General features: G+C 69.2%; 20 protein-coding genes. 8 read left to right on the plus strand and 12 right to left on the minus strand.

Features of this window, described 5'->3' with window-relative positions:
* Window positions 1-14: 14 nt before the first annotated feature.
* From F3S47_RS10255 to F3S47_RS10270, 4 genes are all read right to left on the minus strand, one after another.
* Window positions 15-797 (minus strand): gamma-glutamyl-gamma-aminobutyrate hydrolase family protein, encoded by a 783-nt coding sequence (locus tag F3S47_RS10255; protein ID WP_150445180.1) that lies wholly within the window; start codon window positions 795-797, stop codon window positions 15-17.
* Window positions 798-930: 133 nt separating this feature from the next.
* The gene (locus F3S47_RS10260) at window positions 931-1,359 is read right to left on the minus strand and encodes a GlcG/HbpS family heme-binding protein (RefSeq protein ID WP_150445181.1); all 429 of its coding nucleotides are present in this window, start codon (window positions 1,357-1,359) and stop codon (window positions 931-933) included.
* 12 nt (window positions 1,360-1,371) lie between these two features.
* Window positions 1,372-3,597: a malate synthase G gene (locus tag F3S47_RS10265; RefSeq protein ID WP_150445182.1), complete on the minus strand. Its 2,226-nt coding sequence runs from the start codon at window positions 3,595-3,597 to the stop codon at window positions 1,372-1,374.
* Window positions 3,598-3,681: 84 nt separating this feature from the next.
* A complete protein-coding gene (locus F3S47_RS10270) occupies window positions 3,682-3,879 on the minus strand; it encodes a hypothetical protein (RefSeq protein WP_150445183.1) in 198 nt (65 codons plus the stop codon).
* A 98-nt stretch (window positions 3,880-3,977) separates the two neighbouring features.
* On the opposite strand from F3S47_RS10270, the gene pepN reads away from it, so the two are divergent.
* The 3 genes from pepN to F3S47_RS10285 all read left to right on the plus strand — a co-directional run bounded on the left by pepN (window position 3,978) and on the right by F3S47_RS10285 (window position 8,221).
* On the plus strand, window positions 3,978-6,545 hold the full coding sequence (gene pepN / locus F3S47_RS10275; RefSeq protein ID WP_150445184.1) for an aminopeptidase N: 2,568 nt from the start codon (window positions 3,978-3,980) through the stop codon (window positions 6,543-6,545).
* 59 nt (window positions 6,546-6,604) lie between these two features.
* Window positions 6,605-7,165 (plus strand): type 1 glutamine amidotransferase domain-containing protein, encoded by a 561-nt coding sequence (locus F3S47_RS10280; RefSeq protein WP_150445185.1) that lies wholly within the window; start codon window positions 6,605-6,607, stop codon window positions 7,163-7,165.
* A 195-nt stretch (window positions 7,166-7,360) separates the two neighbouring features.
* The gene (locus F3S47_RS10285; protein WP_150445186.1) at window positions 7,361-8,221 is read left to right on the plus strand and encodes a lysophospholipid acyltransferase family protein; all 861 of its coding nucleotides are present in this window, start codon (window positions 7,361-7,363) and stop codon (window positions 8,219-8,221) included.
* A gap of 176 nt (window positions 8,222-8,397) precedes the next feature.
* Here the strand turns inward: F3S47_RS10285 and F3S47_RS10290 are convergent, their stop codons facing one another.
* Window positions 8,398-9,138, minus strand: a complete 741-nt coding sequence (locus F3S47_RS10290; RefSeq protein ID WP_223877787.1) for a transglycosylase SLT domain-containing protein — start codon at window positions 9,136-9,138, stop codon at window positions 8,398-8,400.
* A 163-nt stretch (window positions 9,139-9,301) separates the two neighbouring features.
* Window positions 9,302-9,898, minus strand: coding sequence for a transglycosylase SLT domain-containing protein (locus F3S47_RS10295; protein ID WP_150445188.1), 597 nt, complete (start codon window positions 9,896-9,898; stop codon window positions 9,302-9,304).
* Window positions 9,899-10,076: 178 nt separating this feature from the next.
* Here F3S47_RS10295 and gatB point away from each other — a divergent pair, with 178 nt between their 5' ends.
* Window positions 10,077-11,591, plus strand: a complete 1,515-nt coding sequence (gene gatB, locus F3S47_RS10300) for an Asp-tRNA(Asn)/Glu-tRNA(Gln) amidotransferase subunit GatB (protein ID WP_150445189.1) — start codon at window positions 10,077-10,079, stop codon at window positions 11,589-11,591.
* Window positions 11,592-11,701: 110 nt separating this feature from the next.
* Here the strand turns inward: gatB and F3S47_RS10305 are convergent, their stop codons facing one another.
* Window positions 11,702-11,956, minus strand: a complete 255-nt coding sequence (locus F3S47_RS10305; RefSeq protein WP_150445190.1) for a BolA family protein — start codon at window positions 11,954-11,956, stop codon at window positions 11,702-11,704.
* Window positions 11,957-12,031: 75 nt separating this feature from the next.
* On the opposite strand from F3S47_RS10305, the gene F3S47_RS10310 reads away from it, so the two are divergent.
* The gene (locus tag F3S47_RS10310; RefSeq protein ID WP_150445191.1) at window positions 12,032-12,664 is read left to right on the plus strand and encodes a J domain-containing protein; all 633 of its coding nucleotides are present in this window, start codon (window positions 12,032-12,034) and stop codon (window positions 12,662-12,664) included.
* Between the two features lie 27 nt (window positions 12,665-12,691).
* On the opposite strand, the gene F3S47_RS10315 is transcribed toward F3S47_RS10310, so the two are convergent.
* The 4 genes from F3S47_RS10315 to F3S47_RS10330 all read right to left on the minus strand — a co-directional run bounded on the left by F3S47_RS10315 (window position 12,692) and on the right by F3S47_RS10330 (window position 15,290).
* The gene (locus tag F3S47_RS10315; protein ID WP_150445192.1) at window positions 12,692-13,405 is read right to left on the minus strand and encodes a hypothetical protein; all 714 of its coding nucleotides are present in this window, start codon (window positions 13,403-13,405) and stop codon (window positions 12,692-12,694) included.
* Window positions 13,406-13,513: 108 nt separating this feature from the next.
* Window positions 13,514-13,981, minus strand: a complete 468-nt coding sequence (msrB, locus tag F3S47_RS10320; protein WP_150445193.1) for a peptide-methionine (R)-S-oxide reductase MsrB — start codon at window positions 13,979-13,981, stop codon at window positions 13,514-13,516.
* Window positions 13,982-14,055: 74 nt separating this feature from the next.
* On the minus strand, window positions 14,056-14,751 hold the full coding sequence (locus F3S47_RS10325; RefSeq protein WP_150445194.1) for an anti-sigma factor: 696 nt from the start codon (window positions 14,749-14,751) through the stop codon (window positions 14,056-14,058).
* Complete coding sequence (locus F3S47_RS10330; protein WP_191090150.1) at window positions 14,748-15,290, minus strand: sigma-70 family RNA polymerase sigma factor; 543 nt, start codon at window positions 15,288-15,290, stop codon at window positions 14,748-14,750. The genes F3S47_RS10325 and F3S47_RS10330 overlap by 4 nt, the downstream gene beginning before the upstream one ends.
* A 191-nt stretch (window positions 15,291-15,481) precedes the next feature.
* Between F3S47_RS10330 and F3S47_RS10335 the strand changes: the two genes are divergently transcribed.
* The 3 genes from F3S47_RS10335 to F3S47_RS10345 all read left to right on the plus strand — a co-directional run bounded on the left by F3S47_RS10335 (window position 15,482) and on the right by F3S47_RS10345 (window position 18,514).
* The gene (locus F3S47_RS10335; RefSeq protein ID WP_223877788.1) at window positions 15,482-16,702 is read left to right on the plus strand and encodes a GSCFA domain-containing protein; all 1,221 of its coding nucleotides are present in this window, start codon (window positions 15,482-15,484) and stop codon (window positions 16,700-16,702) included.
* A gap of 96 nt (window positions 16,703-16,798) precedes the next feature.
* The gene (cobS, locus tag F3S47_RS10340; RefSeq protein WP_150445195.1) at window positions 16,799-17,785 is read left to right on the plus strand and encodes a cobaltochelatase subunit CobS; all 987 of its coding nucleotides are present in this window, start codon (window positions 16,799-16,801) and stop codon (window positions 17,783-17,785) included.
* A gap of 345 nt (window positions 17,786-18,130) precedes the next feature.
* Window positions 18,131-18,514: a hypothetical protein gene (locus F3S47_RS10345; protein ID WP_150445196.1), complete on the plus strand. Its 384-nt coding sequence runs from the start codon at window positions 18,131-18,133 to the stop codon at window positions 18,512-18,514.
* Here F3S47_RS10345 and F3S47_RS10350 read toward each other — a convergent pair.
* Window positions 18,511-19,113: an NADPH-dependent FMN reductase gene (locus tag F3S47_RS10350; RefSeq protein WP_150445197.1), complete on the minus strand. Its 603-nt coding sequence runs from the start codon at window positions 19,111-19,113 to the stop codon at window positions 18,511-18,513. The genes F3S47_RS10345 and F3S47_RS10350 overlap by 4 nt on opposite strands.
* Between the last annotated feature and the right edge of the window lie 19 nt (window positions 19,114-19,132).

The raw sequence follows: 19,132 nt of genomic DNA on the forward strand, positions 1-19,132 counted from the left end.
TCTTGAGACTGGGGTCAGCCGGCCGCGGCCATCCGCGCCGGCTGGCCGCCCTGCCCGGCCCAGGCCCGGGCCGCCTCTCCGAAGGCCTGGAACAGCGGGCGCGACACGGGATCCTCTCCCGCGCGCCACTCCGGATGCCACTGCACCGCCATCATGAATCCCGGCGCGCCGTCGATGTAGACGGCCTCCGCCGTGCCGTCGTCGGCCCGTCCGTCGACGATGATGCGCGCGCCCGGCTCCTTGATGCCCTGTCCGTGCAGGGTGTTGGTCATGACCTCGGTCGCGCCGAAGAGCCGGTGGAACGGCCCGCCCTCGGTCAGCGACACCCGGTGGCGCAGGGCGAACTTCTCTTCCAGCGTACCGTCGGGCGGCATCCGGTGGTTCATCCGGCCCGGCAGGTCGCGGATTTCGGGGTAGAGAGACCCGCCCATGGCGACGTTGACCTCCTGGAACCCGCGGCAGATGCCGAGCATGGGCTGACCCCTCTCGGCGCAGGCCCGCACCAGACCGAGCGCCACGGCGTCACGGTCGCGGTCGAAGGCACCGTGCGCCTCGGTCGCGTCCTCGCCGTATTCCGCCGGGTGCACGTTGGGCCGCCCGCCGGTGAGCAGGATGCCGTCGCAGGTGTCGAGGATCTCCTCCACCGTCGCGAAGCGCGGGTCGGTGGGCAGGATGACGGGAACGCAGTCCGCCACCTCGGCCACGGCGCGGCTGTTCATCTCGCCGGCCGCATGCGCGGGGTATTCATCGTTGATGAGGTGAAAGTTGCCGACGATGCCGATCACGGGCCGGGACATGGGCGCTCTCCTTCTGCACCCGCGAAGGTAAGCGGTGCGCGGAGCGAGGAAAACCCCCGTCACCGCAGGCCCGGGACTGCACTGGTGCACGGGAGGGCGCCGCTGCCTCTTCGGCGGGCGCCCTGCCCGTTCCTCAGGCCTCGGCGGTGAGGTTCACCGCCTCGATCCCCGCGACGGCCGCCGCGGCGTCGTTGTCGGAGGTGTCACCGGTGACGCCCACGGCCGCCACCAGCGCGCCGCGCTTGTCCCGCACGAGCACGCCGCCGGGCACCGGGATCAGCTGACCGCCCAGGGCGCCGTTGGCGCAGGCCATGAAGTAGGCCTGGTCCTCGGCCCGCTGCATCTGCGCCGAGCCGGGCATCCCTAGCATGACCGCGCCGTAGGCCTTGCCGTGGGCCACGGCGAAGCGCCCGGGGCTCGCGCCGTCCTCGCGCTCGAAGGCCTTCATGTTGCCGCCGGCGTCCAGCACCACGACGGAGAGCGGCTTGAAGCCCTTCTCCCGCCCGTGGGCCAGCGCCTTGCGGATGATCGTGCGCGCGCGGTTCAGTGAAATGTCGGCCATCGTCGTCCCTCCTTACTGTGCCTTCTTTTCGAGCCGCCGGGCGTGCAGCACCGGCTCGGTGTAGCCCGAGGGCTGGACCCGGCCGCGGAAGACGAGATCGCAGGCGGCCTGGAAGGCCACCCCGTCGAAGTCCGGACCCATGGGCTCGTAGCCCGGCGTCTCGGCGTTCTGGCGGTCGACGACCTCGGCCATCTTGCGCATGGCCTTCATCACCTGGTCCTCGCCGACGACCTCGTGGTGCAGCCAGTTGGCCAGCGCCTGCGAGGAGATCCGGCAGGTCGCGCGATCCTCCATCAGGGCCGTGTCGGTGATGTCGGGCACCTTGGAGCAGCCGACCCCCTGGTCGACCCAGCGCACGACGTAGCCGAGGATGCCCTGCGCGTTGTTCTCGACCTCGCGCTGCACCTCCTCGTCGGAGAAGTTGCGGCCGGTTGCGACCGGGATCGTCAGCAGGTCGCGCAGGCTGCCGCGCAGACCCTGGGCCGCGATCTCGTCCTGCACCTCGGCGACCTTCACCTTGTGGTAGTGCGTGGCGTGCAGGGTCGCGGCGGTCGGCGACGGCACCCAGGCGCAATTGGCGCCGGCCTTGGGGTGGCCGATCTTGGCCTCGAGCATCGCTTCCATCTTGTCGGGCATGGCCCACATACCCTTGCCGATCTGCGCCCGGCCCTTGAGCCCGCAGGCGAGACCGATGTCGACGTTGCGGTCCTCGTAGGCCTTGATCCAGCGGCTGTCCTTCATCTCGCCCTTGGGGATCATCGGACCCGCCTCCATCGAGGTGTGGATCTCGTCGCCGGTGCGGTCGAGGAAGCCGGTGTTTATGAAGGCGACCCGGTTCTTCGCGGCGCGGATGCACTCCTTGAGGTTGGCCGAGGTGCGGCGCTCCTCGTCCATGATGCCGATCTTCACGGTGTTGCGCGGCAGGCCGAGGAAATCCTCGACCCGGTCGAAGGTCTCGACGGCAAATCGCACCTCTTCGGGGCCGTGCATCTTGGGCTTCACCACGTAGACCGAGCCCTCGACCGAGTTTCGCAGGCCGCTGCTCTTCTTCAGGTCGTGCATCGCGATGAGGACCGTGATCGCGGCGTCCATCAGCCCTTCGGGGATCTCCGAGCCGTCCGGCAGCAGGATCGCCGGGTTGGTCATCAGGTGACCCACGTTGCGCACCAGCATCAGCGAGCGGCCCTTCGCGGTCAGCGTGCCGCCGCCGGGTGTCTGATAGGTGCTGTCGGGATGAAGTTTGCGGGTGATCTCCTTGCCACCCTTGGAGAATGTCTCCTGAAGCGTGCCGTCCATCAGGCCCAGCCAGTTGGAATAGGCAAGCACCTTGTCCTCGGCATCGACACAGGCGACCGAGTCCTCGCAGTCCATGATCGTCGAGACCGCGGACTCCAGCCAGATGTCGGACACGCCCGCCGGGTCGTGCTTGCCGATCTCGGTCTTTCGATCCACGAGAACTTCGATGAGCAAGCCGTTGTTGCGGAAGAGCAATTGCTGCTCGGCTACCTCGGAGGAATGCCCCACGAACTGCGAGGGATTGGCCAGCGGCATCCGGTGGTGCACCTGCGGCGACTCGCCGGACGACCCGATGGCGCTCTGGGTCGTCTGGGTCCCGCGCCAGTCCTCGTTGTTGAGGATGAGCGCCTCGACGCCGTTCTCCGTCACCTCGTAGCCGACGGCCATCTTGTGGCTGCCGGACTGCAGCGGCACGGCCTCGTCGAGGAAGCTCTTGGCGCGGTCGATCACGCGCTGGCCCCGCTCCGCGTCGTAGCCTCCGGCCGGCGGCAGGTCGCCCAGCGCGTCGGTGCCGTAGAGCGCATCGTAGAGCGACCCCCAACGGGCGTTGGCGGCGTTCAGGGCGAAGCGGGCGTTGGTAATGGGGACGACGAGTTGCGGCCCGGCGATCGTCGCGATCTCCGGGTCGATGCCGCTCGTGTCGATCTCGAAGTCCGGCCCCTCGTCGACCAGGTAACCGATCTCCCGCAGAAAGCTCTCGTAGGCCTCCGGGTCCTCGGGCTGGCCGGCACGGTCCTGGTGCCAGGCGTCGATGCGTTCCTGGATATCGACCCGCTTCTCGAGCAGCTCGGCGTTGCGCGGGGCGAAGTCACGGACGAGCTTTGAGAAGCCGGACCAGAAGTCCCCGGCCTCGACGCCCGTCCCGGGCAGCGCCCTCTCTTCGATGAACGTGGCGAGTTCCGCCGCCACCTGCAGCCCGTCGCGGTCCACCCGATCGGTCATCTGGCTCTCCATTGCGTGAATGATCGAACCGGTTAGACCATGCCCTTCGGCAAGGGGCAACGCCGCGGCCGGGCTGCGAGCGGGTTACTCGACCTGTTCCACCTCGCCGGTGCGGCCGTCGACCTGGGCTTCCGCCTCGTCGGGATCATTGCCCTGGAAGAAGATCCAGGAGGTGAGAAGAACGAGCAGGATCGCGGCAAAGGCGACGGCGATGGCCATGCCCCAGAGAGAGGGACGGTGGCGGTGTTCCTGTTCCTTGACGTCGGTATCGGGTGCAGACACTGGAAACCTCCAAGTACTGCCGGTCGCTTGTACCGGCCGGTTGTTCAGGTAACGTCACCCGCCATGGGCAGTTCCCCTCGCAGCCCCCAGGAGCGCGCATGAACGAGGCAATCTCGCGGAAAGTTTATCTCAACGATTACAAGCCCTTCGGCTGGGAGGTCGAGCAGGTGAGCCTCACCTTCCGGCTCTCGCCGCGGGGGACGCGCGTATTGTCGCGGATCGCCTTCCGGCCGCGCGAGGGCGGGCGGTTCTTCCTGCACGGAGAAGGGCTTCGGCTGATCTCGGCGGCGATCGACGGGCGCACCGTAACCCCCGAGGTCACCGACGAGGGACTGACCTGCGAGGTGCCAGACCGCCCCTTCCTCTGGGAGGCCGAGGTCGAGATCGCGCCGGAGGACAACACGGCCCTCGAGGGGCTCTACATGTCGAACGGCATGTTCTGCACCCAGTGCGAGGCCGAGGGCTTCCGCAGGATCACCTTCTACCCCGACCGCCCCGACGTCATGGCACCCTTCCGCGTGCGGATCGAGAGCGACCTGCCTGTCCTGCTGTCGAACGGCGACCCCGTCGCTTCCGGCAAGGGCTGGGCCGAGTGGCACGACCCCTGGCCCAAGCCCGCCTACCTCTTCGCGCTGGTCGCCGGGGACCTGCGCGCGGTGCGCGACAGCTTCACCACCCGCTCGGGTCGGGAAATCGACCTCGCCGTCTGGGTGCGCGAGGGCGACGAGGACCGCTGCGGCTGGGCGCTCGAGAGCCTCAAGGCCTCGATGGCCTGGGACGAACGGGAGTACGGCCGCGAGTACGACTTGTCGGTTTTCAACATCGTGGCGGTCGACGACTTCAACGCGGGCGCGATGGAGAACAAGGGCTTGAACATTTTCAACTCTGCCCTCGTCCTCGCCTCTCCCGAGACCGCGACCGACCGCGACTTCGAGCGGATCGAGGCGGTGATCGCGCACGAGTACTTCCACAACTGGACCGGCAACCGCGTCACCTGCCGCGACTGGTTCCAGCTCTGTCTCAAGGAGGGGCTGACGGTCTACCGCGACCAGCAGTTCACCGGCGACATGCGCTCGGCCCCGGTCAAGCGGATCGAGGACGCCGCGATGATCCGCTCGCGGCAGTTCCGCGAGGACAACGGACCCCTGGCCCACCCGGTCCGTCCGGAAGAGTTCATCGAGATCAACAACTTCTACACGATCACCGTCTACGAGAAGGGCGCCGAGGTCGTGGGGATGCTGCACCGCCTCGTGGGCCAGAACGCCTGGCGCGCGGCCTGCGACCTCTATTTCGAGCGGCACGACGGCCAGGCGGTGACGATCGAGGACTGGCTCGCCGCCTTCCGCGACACGACGGGCCGCAACCTCACCCAGTTTATGCGCTGGTACTCCCAGGCGGGCACGCCGCGTCTCTCGGTGGCGGAGGACTGGGACGGCCAGACCCTGACGCTCACCCTGCGCCAGCATACGCCGCCCACGCCCGGACAGCAGGAAAAGGCGCCCCAGCTCATCCCGGTGGCTCTGGGGCTGCTGCATCCTTCGGGCCCCGAAATCCTCCGCACGCAGATCGTGGAGATGACCGAGCCCGAGGAGGTCGTGCGCTATGACGTCGGCGCGCTCTGCAAGGCGGCGGGGCTGAAAACCGAGCGGCCCGTCGTCTCCGCCCTGCGGAACTTCTCCGCGCCCGTCATGCTGGAGCACGACCAGAGCCCGAAGGAGCGCGCCTTCCTGCTGCGCCACGACACCGACCCGGTGAATCGCTGGGAGGCGGGCCGCGCCCTGTCGCGCGCCGCGCTCACGGCGATGGCGACCGGGGGCGACGCCGACCCGCAGGCCTGGCTCGAAGGCCTGGAGGCCGCGCTCACCGACGAGACGCTCGACCCGGCCATGCAGTCGCTCCTGCTGTCGCTACCCTCTGAGGACGACCTCGCCCAGAGCCTCGCCGACGCGGGCGAGGCGCCCGACCCGCTTGCGATCCGCCACGCGGTCGAGGCCATGCAGGACCACATGGCCGAAACGCTGGAGCCCGTGCTGACGAGGGCCTTCGAGGCGACGGCGGGCACAGGACCGTTCCGTCCCGACGCCGCGGGCGCGGGACGGCGGAGCCTGCACAACGCCTGCCTCACCCTGCTCACCCGGCGCGACGAGGGCACGCGGGCCCGGGAGACCTTCGCCCGCGCCGACAACATGACGGCGAGCCTCGGCGCGCTGAACGCGCTGCTCTCGGTCGGGGCCGGCAAGGACGAGCTCGCCGCCTTCGAGGCACGCTGGCAGCACGACCGGCTCGTGATGGACAAGTGGTTCGCGCTGCAGGTCATGCGCGCGAGCCCGGAGCAGGCGACCGAGGTCGCCGAGCGGCTCACGCAGCACCCGCAGTTCGCCTGGAAGACGCCCAACCGCTTCCGCTCGGTCATCGGTACGCTCGCGGGCAACGCGGCGGGCTTTCACCACCCCTCGGGCGCGGCCTACGACTTCTTCGCGGACTGGCTGCTCAAGCTCGACCCGGTGAACCCGCAGACCGCCGCGCGCATGTCCACGGCCTTCGAAACATGGCGGCGCTACGGACCCGAGCGGCAGGCGCGCCTGCGCGCCACGCTGGAGCGGATCGCGGCGAGCCCGGGGCTGAGCCGGGACACCGGCGAAATGGTCGCACGCATGCTGGGCTGAGGAACAAGCGCGGGCGGCTGCCGTTCACCGGGAAACACCCCGCATGAACGGAGGCAGACATGCCCGCCATTACCGACGCCAAGATCCTCATCCTCGCCACCGACGGCTTCGAGCGTTCCGAGCTCGTGGGCCCGCGCGACCAGCTGCGCGAGCACGGCGCCACCGTGCACGTCGCCTCGCCGGACGGCAGCGAGATCACCAGCTGGGACGAGACCGACTGGGGCGACAAGCACCCCTCCGATCTCAAGATCTCCGACGCCAAGGTCACCGACTACGACGCCGTGGTCCTGCCGGGCGGCCAGATCAACCCCGACATCCTGCGCACCAAGCCGGAGGCGGTGAAGGCCGTCCGCGACGCCTTCGACGCGGGCATCGTGGTCGCCGCGATCTGCCACGGGCCCTGGCTGCTGGTCGAGGCCGACGTGGTCCGCGGCCGCACCGTGACCTCCTACCCCTCGATCCGCACCGACCTGAAGAACGCGGGCGGCAACGTGGTCGACGAGGAAGTCGCGACCGACAAGGGCCTGATCACCAGCCGCAACCCCGGCGACATCCCGGCCTTCGTCGCCAAGATCGTCGAGGAGGTCCAGGAAGGCCGGCACGACCGGGCCGCGGCCTGACCGTCAGCCGACATCCGCCGCTCGCCTTCGGGCGGGCGGGGTCGGCGGGAGGCGGCCGGCGCTCTGGCGCCGCGCCGCCTGTCGTCGTATGACACCACCGTGGGGGAACGAATCCGCGCTCGGCGGGTTGGTCGAGACTTCCGCGCGACGGCGACCTATGTCGCGAGGCGTGTTGCAACTTGGTGGGTGCGGCCCATGAAAGACCGTATTGATCCGCTGATCGCCGAACGCGCCCCCTGGCTCTTTCGGAACAGACCCGGCACGCGGATCGTGCGGTCCGCCCTGAACCGGGCCCTGTCCTATGACAAGACGCTCGAGATCGCCGAGGGCATGCGCGACGCGCCCACGGAGGAGATCATGGGCGAGATGGCCCAGCGGCTGGCGCAGGACGTCGAGGCGCACGGGTTGTCGAACATTCCCCGGGCCGGCGCGGCGCTGATCGTGGCGAACCATCCCACCGGCATCGCCGACGGCATCATTCTGCACCATTTCATCTCGCCGATCCGGCCCGACCTCTACGTCATGGCCAACAGCGACATCCTGCGGGTCATGCCGCAGATGAAGGACTACATCGCGCCGGTGGAGTGGCGGAAGGACCGCCGCAGCCACGGCAAGACGCGCGAGACCATGGCCTTCATGCGCCGGGCGGTGAACGAGGACCGCCTCGGCGTGATCTTCCCGGCCGGGCGGCTCGCCAAGCGCCGGGGGCTGCGGCTCTACGAGCGTGAATGGATGGCCTCGGCGGCGATGATCGCCCGGAAGTTCGATCTGCCGATCGTGCCGGTCCACATCCGCGCCCGGAACTCGGTCCTGTTCTACCTCTTCGACCTGATCCACCCGACCCTGCGGGACATCACCCTCTTCCACGAGACGCTGAACAAGGCCCGCCAGCCGTTCCGCATCACCGTGGGAGAGCCGATCTCCGCCGCCGCCCTGCCCGAGACCTCGGAGGACGGCATCGAGATGCTGCGCCGCGCGACCCTCGCCCTTGGCGGCGAGGATGCGCCGACCGTCAGCCTCGTCCGCGCCACCCGGCGCCCGCTCGTCCGCTTCTAGCAGCGAAGTCCTAGCAAGCGGTGAGCCGCCCAGCGGGCGGCTCTCTGGATTCCGGTGACCCCTGTCGACCCGACGCGCGACCTGGGCGCGCGTCGTGCTTTCGGCCGGCGTCGGAGCCTCCGGCGGCGATACGGGAAGACGGTGAAGGTGCGGGGGCCTACGCCCGGTCGAGGCGCCTAGCGGCCCATGGTCGAGAGCGTCTCGGAGAGTTCGGGGCGCGGATCGGCGGGGCGGGCCTGCGGACGCAGGCTCGCCATCACGGCGAGCTGCGGGCGGCAGTACTCCTGCTCCCGCGTCCAAGCGGCCATCTGCGCCCGCTTGGAGGCGGAATGGAACGGGCCCCAGTCGCGCATGCCGCGGCTGACGGTGCCGTAGCGCGGGACCTGGCGCGCCATGATCCGGATCGAACAGGAAAGATTGGCCGCCGGATCCTTGAGCGCATCGCCGGTGCGCGCGGCGCAGCCGTAGTGGCGGGCGGTGGGCGGATAGACCTGCAGCAGCCCGTACCACTGGCCACCGCCGCCGACGGCGGTCGGGCGCCAGCGGCTCTCGTGGTAGGCCAGCGCCGACATCATGCCGACCCAGAAGGCCCGGCGCATGGAGGGCGGGTTGTCGCGGTAGGCCGGGCACCAGCTGTCGATATCCGCCGGTATCCGGTCCTCTAGCCCGCGGCCATGGGCGCGGATCGCGGCCAGGGTCGCGTGGGTCCACTCGGCGCCGCCGGAACGGTGATCCCAGCGGGTCTCGGGGAAGTAGTAGTCGCGCTTGGGCGGACGGACCGGCGGGGCGCCCTCGATCACGCGGGGCGGGTAGCGCACCATCCAGACCGGCCGGGTCATGGGGCTCACGTCGCGGAGCTCGGCGCGCATCGCCTCTTCGGCGAGGCGGGCGGCATCGGACCGCAACAGGGGGCGCACCGGCGGCTCGGACCCCTGGGCCGTGGCAGCGGCGGGACCTAGCGAAAGCAGGAGCGCGATCCCCAGGCAAAGGGAACGCAGGGCAGACATCGCGGGCAAGATGGCGGGGGCCGGCCGGGGACGCAATGGTCTTTTGACATCGCCGGCCGGAGTTCGCCGATGCTCAGTCGACTGACGTGACCGCCGGCGCCGCGCAGTAGTCCTGCCGGCTGACCCAGGCGCGCATGTCGTCGCGCTTGGCGCCCGAGTGGAACGGGCCCCAGTCGCGCATGCCGCGATTGACCGATCCGTAGCGGGCCACCTGGCGCGCCGCGATGCGGATCGCGCAGGAGAGGTTCGCCGCGCCGTCGCGCAGGGCCTCGCCGCTCTGGGCGCGGCAGCCGTAGCCGCGGGCGGTATCCGGGTCGATCTGCACGAGACCGTACCACTGGCCGCCGCCGCCGACTGCGCGTTCGTTCCAGGTGCTCTCGTGCTTGGCCAGCGCGGACATCAGGCCGGTCCAGAAGGCCATTCGCTCGTCGCGGCTGCCTTCCATGTAGCCCGGGCACCAGGTCTCGATGTCGGCGGGGGCCATGTTCACGAGGTCGGCGCCGTGACCGTCGAGCGCGGCGAAGGCCGCGGCGGTCCATTCGGCGCCCTCGGACTGGTGGTCCCAGCGCATGGCGGGAACGTAGGGCGCGGGCTCCGGCTCGGGCGTCTGCACGGTGGCGCAGGCCGAGAGGCCGGAGAAGGCGAGGGCGGCGAGGAGAGCGAAACGCATGGGTCTCTGGTCATCGGTTGCACCGGGCCTCAGCACCCGGCCGGGCTCCTCTAGCCGGAGCGGCGGGCGGCTGGCGAGTCCGGGGCGGCGCGATCGGCAGAGACCCGCGCAGGGCCCCTCCCCTTGCCCGTCCCCCGGGGCTGGCCTATTCAGCGCCGAGACACGCGAGAGGCCGACCATGCTGGACCACCTGACCTTCGAGCCGCCGAAACCGAAAGTCATCGCCGGGGCGACCGGCGACTGGGAGCTCGTGATCGGGCTCGAGGTGCACGCGCAGATCGCGTCGAGGGCCAAGCTCTTCTCCGGGGCCTCGACCCAGTTCGGGGCCGAGCCCAACTCGAACGTGGCCTTCGTGGACGCGGGCATGCCGGGGATGCTGCCTGTCATCAACGAGGGCTGCGTGGCGCTCGCCGTGAAGACGGGGCTGGGACTGAAGGCGCAGATCAACCTGGTCTCGGCCTTCGACCGCAAGAACTACTTCTACCCGGACCTGCCGCAGGGCTACCAGATCAGCCAGCTCTACCACCCGCTCGTCGGCGAGGGGGAGGTGATCGTGGACATGGGCCCGGGCGTGGCCCGCAAGGTCCGGATCGAGCGGATCCACGTCGAGCAGGACGCGGGCAAGTCGATCCACGACATGGACCCGCACATGTCCTTCGTCGACCTCAACCGGACGGGCGTGGCGCTTATGGAGATCGTCTCGCGCCCGGACATCCGGGGGCCGGAAGAGGCCGCGGCCTATGTCGCGAAGCTGCGCCAGATCATGCGCTACCTCGGCACCTGCAACGGCGACATGCAGAACGGCAACCTGCGGGCCGACGTGAACGTCTCGGTCTGCCGGCCGGGGGACTACGAGACGTACCAGGAAACCCAGGATTTCTCGCATCTCGGCACCCGCTGCGAGATCAAGAACATGAACTCCATGCGGTTCATCCAGGCGGCCATTGACTACGAGGCGCGCCGGCAGATCGCCCTGCTCGAGGACGGCAAGCAAGTGGTGCAGGAGACCCGGCTCTTCGACCCCGACAAGGGCGAGACGCGGTCGATGCGCTCCAAGGAAGAGGCGCACGATTACCGCTACTTCCCCGATCCCGACCTGCTGCCGCTGGAGATCGAGCAGGCCTGGGTGGACGACATCGCAGCCGGGCTGCCCGAGCTGCCGGACGAGAAGAAGGCCCGCTTCGTCAAGGACTTCGGCCTGACCGAATACGACGCGGACGTGCTGACCGCCGAGGTCGAGAACGCCGCCTACTTCGAGCAGGTGGCCGAGGGCCGCGACGGCAAGATGGCCGCGAACTGGGTCATCAACGAGCTCTTCGGGCGTCTCAAGAAGGACGACCGGGAGATCTCGGAGAGCCCCATTTCACCGGCGCGGCTGGGGCAGATCGTGGATCTCATCGCCTCGGACGCGATCTCCGGCAAGATCGCCAAGGAGGTCTTCGACAAGGCCTATACCGAGGACCGCGACCCGGCGGAGATCGTCGAGACCGAGGGGCTCAAGCAGGTGACCGATACCGGCGCCATCGAGGCCGCGGTGGACGAGGTGATTGCCGCGAACCCGGCGCAGGTCGAGAAGGCCCAGGCGAACCCGAAGCTCGCGGGGTGGTTCGTGGGCCAGGTGATGAAGGCGACCGGCGGCAAGGCGAACCCCAAGGCGGTCAACGAGATCGTGACGGCGAAGCTGGGGCTCTAGGGCGGGTGTTGGTCCCGGGGGGCCGGGCTGAAGCCCGGCCTACGGCAGGACCAACGGCCGTGCCACAACCCGTAGGCCGGGCTTCAGCCCGGCCTCCCCCGCGCCGATACTCACTTGATGTCGAGCGAGAGCGCGTGGATGCGCCCGACGATGTCCTCGCCGAGGGCCTTGTGCACGGCCCTGTGACGGGCGACGCGGCTCATGTCCTTGAATGCCGGGGCCGCGATCTCCACGTGCCAGTGGCTCTCGCCGGAGCCGTCGTCCCCGGCATGGCCGGCGTGGCGGTGGCTCTCGTTCACCACGTCGAGATGGGTCGGCGAGAAGGCCTCCTCGAGGCGCGTGCGAATCTCCGCTGCAAGCTTCATTTTCTTCAATCTTCCCCTTCCCTCTCACTCTGTGCGGTTTAAACTCCCGCGGCCCAAGACGAAAGGAGGCGCGACATGCCCAAACCAGATCCCTTCGGTTTCGACATTTCTGTCTCGGCCTCCAAGAAGAAGAACCCGCGGGGCCGCCGGGGGATGTCGGGGGCCTTCGAGACCAGCCAACGGGTCTGCGACCACGAGGGCTGCCAGGAGGCCGGCAAGTATCGCGCCCCCAAGAGCCCCGACGTGCTCGACGACTACTGGTGGTTCTGCCGGGACCACGTGCGCGAGTACAATCTCAAGTGGAACTACTTCGAGACCAGCACGGACCAGGACTACATGGACCAGGTCGACCGGGACCGCGTCTGGGACCGCGAGACCAAGCCGTTCAAGCGCACCGTCGAGGAACGGGCCTGGGCGCGGCTGGGGATCGAGGACCCGCACCAGGTGCTGGGCGGCAACGCGACGCAGAATCCCGGGCGGACCTCCGGTGAGGGCAGCCGGCGGCTGCCGCCGACGGAACGGCGCGCGATCGAGATCCTCGATGCCAAGGACAGCTGGACCAAGGCCGAGATCCGCCGCGCCTACAAGGCGCTGATCAAGGTGCTGCATCCCGACATGAACGGCGGCGACCGCAGCCACGAGGAGCAGCTGGCCGAGGTCGTCTGGGCCTGGGACCAGATCAAGGGCTCGCGCTCCTTCAAGGACTGAGGCGCGCGGCCCCTCCCCCTCAGAGGATCAGGAGGCCCGGTTGCCCCTGAGCCGGGCTGCGAGCCCTTCCAGCGCCCGGGCGGCGTGTTCGCCGGCGGGCGTCGGCTTGCGCCGCTGTGGCGCGGCCACGGGCGGAGCGAGCGGCGGAAAGATGTCGGCAGGCGCGACCGGCTTGTTGGCCGCATAGACCGCGGGGCGATAGCCGCGCGGGGCGAAGGAGACCGAGACGATCTTGGGCGCGCCCCGCTTGCGGCCCTTCCGGTTCAGCGGACGGAAGATCGAGTCGCGCTCCCGCCGCCAGAAGCTCAGCAGGTAGTGCGCCCGGAAGAGGCAGCCGAACCAAAGGACCGCCAACAGAGGCGAGCCGGCCAGCGTCACCGCCAGCGAGAAGGGTCCGAACATCGTGCCGTAGAGCGGCAGGGCCAGCGTCCCCGCGATGAGCGATCCGGCAAAAGAGGTGACGAGCGCGCCCCAGGCGGCCTTGGACCAGCCGCTCTTGCCCGGATGGCCCAGCGCCTCGCCGCTGAGGTAGAGTCCGCCCGCGGCGCCGACGGCGCCCGAGATCACGACCCACCAGTGGTAGAGGCTCATCCCGGTGAGCAGGCCCGGCCTGTCGCCCTCCAGTCGCGAGACGACGATCAGGGCGAAGGCCGCGCCGAAGATCGCCACGACGAGGTAGGCGAGCAGTCGGCCCCGCTCACCGGGCGTCACGGAGCGCCAGCGATCCCGGAGGGCCGTCATGAGGCAACCAGTCCTGTATCCATGGTGCCGATGTGGGCGGCAATCTTGGCATCAAAATGGCGTCGGGCCGCCGGCGCGGCCCGAAAACGGTCTATTGCCAAATCGGCATCAAGCCGCCCGGAAGACCAGGCTCACGCCGTTAAGGCAATGCCGCTTGCCCGTGGGCTCGGGGCCGTCGTCGAAGATGTGGCCCAGGTGGCTGCCGCAGCGGTCGCAGTGGCATTCCGTGCGCACCGTCAGCAGCTTGCGGTCGGGCTTGGTCCCGATGGCGTCGGGCAATGCTTCGTAGAAGGAGGGCCAGCCGGTGCCGCTGTCGTACTTGGCCTCCGAGGAATAGAGCGCCTGGTCGCAGCCGCGGCAGTGGTAGAGGCCCGGGGTCTTGAGGTCGGTGAGCTCGGAGGTGCCGGCGCGTTCGGTCCCCTCTTCGCGCATCACGCGGTATTCGAGGTCCGTCAGCATCTCGCGCCACTCCGCCTCGCTGCGGGTGACCTCGAAGGAGCCGGACTGCGCGAAGGCCGGCGCGGCGGCCAGGCCGAGGCCGGCGCTGCCGGCCAGGAGAAAGTCTCTGCGGTTCATCTCATGTCCTTTCCCGCCCGCATCGGGGCGCGTTACGGAAAGAGCCACGGGCCCACAGGGCAAAAAGTTTCGCCTCAGAGCGCGCTGACCGGAGAGGCCGCGAGCACGTCGCCCGTCGGCGCACCGGTGGGCGAGCCGCCCTCGGGCTCGTCCGAGACGGCAAGGACCGAGTTGTCGAGCGTCGCGCCCTCCGGCAGCTCGAACCGGGCGAGCCGCGTCGGCGGCAGGACGCCCAGCGAGACAGGGGCATTCTCGCCCTCGATCAGCCAGAGCTCGAAGTCGCGGCCCGCGGCCGGAGCACCCTCCTCGCGGTTGAGCGCGAGGGTGCCGGTCTCCGGATCGAAGGCCGCGCGGATCAGCAGGCCGCCGTCCTCCGCCGCGAGCTCGGCCTGGTAGGCGGGCGTGAAGGGCCCCTCCGTCCCGGTCAGCCAGTCCATGTTGACCGCGAACCAGGCGAGACCCGCGGCGGCGGCGGCGCCCAGGATCGCCGGCGCGATGCCGAGCTTCTGCCACCAGCGGCGCGCCTGGTCGGGGAAGAGTTCCCGCTCAATCCGGCCGTAGAGCTGCGGGGGCGGATCGACCGAGGCGACCTCGGTCATGGCGAGAGAGCCCATGCGCTCGGCCCAGTCGGCGACCTCGGCGCGGAACGCCGGGTCGCTCTCGAGGCGGGCGTCGCAGGCGGCGCGCTCCTCCGGCCCGAGCAGACCGAGGACGTACTCGGCCGCGAGGCCGGCGTCGCCGTCGTCTCCTTGTCCGGGCTGGTCGCTCATCGCGTCAGGCACTCTTTCAGTTTCAGCAGGCCGCGGCGCAGCCAGGTTCTTATCGTGTTGAGCGGGACGTCGAAGCGCAACGCCAGCTCCTTGTAGGTCTCGCCTTCGAGGTAGACCCGCCGGATGGCGTCGGCCCGGTCCTCCGGCAGTTCGCCCATGCAGGCGACGATGCGCTCGCGGTCACTGGCCGCGAGCGCCAGCTCTTCCGGCCCCGGGCCGGCAGAGGGAATCTCGGCCGCCTCTTCCAGGCCGGCCGGCCCTGTCTTCCGCATCCTCAGGCGGTCGATGGCGCGGTTCCGCGCGATGGTGATGAGCCAGGTCATCGGCGAGAGCCCGTTGACCTGGTAGCGCGAGGCGGCGTGCCAGACGCGGATAAAGACCTCTTGCGTGCATTCCTCCGCTTCGCCCCGGTCCTTCAAGACACGCAGCGCCACGCCAAAGAGTTTCGCGGAGGTCGCGGAATAGAGATCGGCGAAGGCGCGCCGGTCGCCGAGAGCGACGCGCCCGATCATGATCTCGATGTCCTTGAGTTCCGCCACCCGTCCTCCAGCGCGCGGAGGATGGCCCGGCGGGCGGACCAGTGCAACCACCCGCGCGCCCCTGCCTCCGGGCTTTTGCCGAGCAAATACCGTGGATTGGTCGCGATCAAGCGGAATTGCCGCCGATCCGCCTTGCTCCGGCCATGCCGGGTCGATTTGGGTACGGACGGGAGCTTGAGAAGGGTGAGCAGATGGCAGGAGAGTCCGAGGCGCCGCCACGCATGGCGGAGGTCAACACCGACAAGACCAAGGCGGACAACCGGCGCTTCCAGACCACGAGCGGCGACGGGCCGGAGTACCGCACCTGGTATCGCGGCGAGCACATGAACCGCCGCCCTCCCCTGCGCCGCCTGCAGAAACCCGACGACGCGGTCCGGGCCGTCCTCCACGGCTGGGCGCCCGAGGCGCCGCAGATCACGCCGGAGACGCAGATCACCGCCTTCGGCTCCTGCTTCGCCGAGAACATCTCCAACTGGCTCGCCGCCCGGAACTTCCGGGTGCTCAACCGCGAGCCGGACAACGAGAAGGCCTACGTCGTCTCGATGGGCGAAGGGATGGTGAACTCCTTCGTGATCCGTCAGCAGTTCGAATGGGCCTGGGAGAACAAGGTCTTCGAGCAGCCCCTCTGGCACGGCTACAAGGCCGAGGACTTCGGCTATGACGAGGAGGTGCGGCTCGAGACGAAGCGGATCTTCGACGAGACGGACGTCTTCATCCTGACCTTCGGCCTGTCCGAGGTCTGGTACGACGAGCCCACCGGCAACGTCTTCTGGCGGACGATCCCGAAGGACGTCCACGACCCCGAGCGGCACAAGTTCCGCGTCTCCACCGTCGAGGAGAACCGGGCCAACATGCGGGCGATCTACGACCTGATCCGCAAGTACCGGCCGGACGCGAAGATGATCTTCACGCTCTCGCCGATCCCGCTGCTTTCGACCTTCCGCGACGTCTCCTGCCTCACCGCCAACTCGACCTCGAAGGCGGTGCTGCGCGTGGCGCTGGACGAGCTGATGCGCGAGACCGAGGGCGAGGGCCACCTCTTCTACTGGCCCTCCTACGAGATCATCATGGACATCTTCCGCCAGCCGTTCAAAGCCGACAACCGGCACCCGGCCAAGGCCTGCCTCAGCTACATCATGACCCTCTTCGAGCATGTCTGGTGCATCGGCGATGTCTCCGACAAGCCGCCGCTGATCGAGGCCTGGGTCAGTGCCTGCGCGGCGGCGGGGCATCTGCCCGCGAAGCTCGAGGGCATCGTCGGCCACCGCAAGATCGGCCCGCTGGAGCGGATGATCGAGCGGGCGACGCTCGATCCCGACCCGGCCGTCGACAAGGCCAAGCGGCGCCTGCTGGAGGAGCTGCGGGACTTCTGGCTCGAGCTCGGGCTGCGCCCCCGCGCCGCGGCGGACTGACCCGCCCCCGTTTCGCCGCCTTGCCCTTGCGGGCCTTCGGGATATGGTGCATCCCCGCTCCGACCCCGCGACCCGCGACTGGAAAGGCAGCCCCACATGGCCGACGGCACGATGGACCGCAACGCCCGCCCGACCGAGGACATCTCCGTTCGGGATGTCTTCGGCATCGACAGCGACATGCACGTCAAGGGTTTCGCGGATCGGACAGAGCGCGTGCCGGACCTGGATTCGACCTACAAGTTCGATCCGGACACGACCTTGGCGATCCTCGCGGGCTTCGGCTACAACCGCCGCGTCATGATCCAGGGCTATCACGGCACCGGCAAGTCGACCCACATCGAGCAGGTCGCGGCCCGGCTGAACTGGCCCGCCGTGCGCGTAAACCTCGACAGCCACATCAGCCGGATCGACCTGATCGGCAAGGACGCGATCAAGCTGCGCGACGGCAAGCAGGTCACCGAGTTCCAGGAGGGGATCCTTCCCTGGGCCCTGCGCAACCCCTGCGCCATCGTCTTCGACGAGTACGACGCGGGCCGCGCGGACGTCATGTTCGTCATCCAGCGGGTGCTGGAGCATGACGGCAAGCTGACGCTCATGGACCAGAACGAGATCCTGACGCCGCACCCCTCGTTCCGCCTCTTCGCGACGGCGAACACCGTGGGTCTCGGCGACACGACTGGCCTCTACCACGGCACGCAGCAGATCAACCAGGCGCAGATGGACCGCTGGTCGATGGTGGCGACGCTCAACTACCTCAGCCACGACGCCGAGTCGGCGATCGTGCTGGCCAAGGCGCCGCACTACAACACCGCCGAGGGACGCCGCACCGTGAGCCAGATGGTCACCGTGGCCGATCTCACCCGGACCGCCTTCATGAACGGCGACCTCTCGACGGTGATGAGCCCGCGGACGGTCATCGCCTGGGCCGAGAACGCGCGGATCTTCCAGGACGTGGGCTATGCCTTCCGGCTGTCGTTCCTCAACAAGTGCGACGAGCTGGAGCGGCAGACGGTGGCGGAGTTCTACCAGCGCTGCTTCGACCAGGAACTGCCGGAAAGCGCCGCCTCCCTCTCGCTGGGCTGAGCACGCACCTCTGCCCCGGGTCGCCTGTTCCGGCGCCGGGGTGAGGGTCACTCCCCGCAGGAATGCCTGACTTCGTTGATGTCCGCCCGTCGGGGCGGGCCGTGGGGGGATGCCAAGCCCCCCAAGGTCACGTCGCGCTGGACCTGCGCCCCTGGGGCGCCGGCTGCCACGAGAGATCCATATGGCGCGAGGGCGTCACCCCCCGCGGAACGTTCAGGAGAGGGTCTATCGGAGGGGGCTTGAGGCTGGGTTAACCGGACGGTCGCAGGCAACACCGGCGCAAAGTTTTCAGATCGATTATTTGATAGGCGGAATTTACCCCCTACCGTCTAACAAATGGGAGAAATGAAAACTCTTCTCGCCGCGCTCCTCGCGGCTCTCGTCCTCGCCGCTCCTGCCCGCGCGGTCCCGGGCTCGCCGGATGCGCAGCTGAGGTTCTTCGCCGTCTGTACCGGGCGTCTCTCCGCCCGGATGGAGCATGACTGGCTCGTCCAGAGCCCGCGCTCCGACCGGACGGAGGCGCAGCGCGCCGCCATGGCGGAGTTGCTCCGCGCGGCCAGCCCCCCGTCACGGGGGCCGGAGGTCATGGGCTGGCGCATCCAGGCCAAGGCGAGCTTCGCCGCCCTGCTCTCCCGCGCAAGCTTCGGCCGCGACCCGGAGGACGCGGCCTGGGCGGAGGCGCGGGCGCGCGCGCTCCTCGCCACTTGCGAGAGCGTGCTGCTGGGTTAGGCCGCCTTGGCCTCGGCGTAGCGGGCGCTGCGGGTGGCCTCGGCCCACCACACGACGTCGTCGAGCGCGTTCTTGGCGGCGGGCAGCAGGTGCTCCTCGATCGTTTCGATCTCGGCGTTGCCGCCCATGGGATGGACCGCGAAGAAGTCGCTGCCGCCGATGTGAACGGCGCCGCGCACGGGGGCCATCTGCATTTCGACGGCGATGCCGCGCAGGTGCTCCAGCGCGCGGGCGCCGCCCATGGAGCCGTAGGCGATGGCCGACATCGGCTTGCGCACCCATTCGACGTAGGCCTGGTCCAGCGCGTTCTTCAGCGCACCGGTGATCGAGTGGTTGTACTCGGCCACCACGAAGACGAAGCCGTCGAACTCGGCGATCTTCTTCTGCCAGGCGACGGCGCGGGGATCGGAGGACGGCGCCCACATGTTGCTCGCCGCCTCGTTGAAGAGCGGCAGGTCGAAGTCGCGCAGGTCGACGAGCTCGACCTCGAGGTCGGAGCGGGCTTCCATCTGCTTGAGCATCCACTGCGCCGGCTTGTCGGCGAAGCGGGTGTCGCGGGTCGAGGCGATGATGAGGGCGATCTTGGGCACGTCGGTCATGGGAGGTCTCCTTTCGAAG

The sequence above is a fragment of the Histidinibacterium aquaticum genome, from assembly GCF_008710275.1.
Taxonomy (GTDB): domain Bacteria; phylum Pseudomonadota; class Alphaproteobacteria; order Rhodobacterales; family Rhodobacteraceae; genus Oceanicola; species Oceanicola aquaticus.